The 279-nt window shown below is 71.0% G+C and carries 1 protein-coding gene; it reads right to left on the reverse strand.

The features are described from left to right. Positions 1 to 279 (reverse strand): alcohol dehydrogenase catalytic domain-containing protein (locus EN846_RS34840; RefSeq protein WP_148671259.1); only part of this gene is annotated, 279 nt, incomplete at its 3' end.

Consider the following 279-nt stretch of genomic DNA (forward strand, 5'->3'; position numbering starts at 1 on the left):
ATCCACCAGCTGGTACTCGGCATTGCTGCCCGGGCGATCGATGACGCCGGCGTAGTAGACCGCGTCACCGGGCTGGAACAGGGTCACCTCGCTGCCCACCGCGTCGACGATGCCGACCGCATCCCAGCCCAGCACGCGCGGGCCGTCGGTGGCCACGCCGCGGCGGACCTTGGTGTCGACCGGGTTCACCGCCACCGCGCGCACCGCCACCCGCAGGTCGCGCGGGCCGGGCTGCGGCAGGTCCAGTTCAATATCGATCAGGGCCTGCGGATCATCGAT

This window comes from Mesorhizobium sp. M4B.F.Ca.ET.203.01.1.1 (assembly GCF_004791025.1).
Lineage (GTDB): Bacteria > Pseudomonadota > Alphaproteobacteria > Rhizobiales > Rhizobiaceae > Mesorhizobium > Mesorhizobium abyssinicae.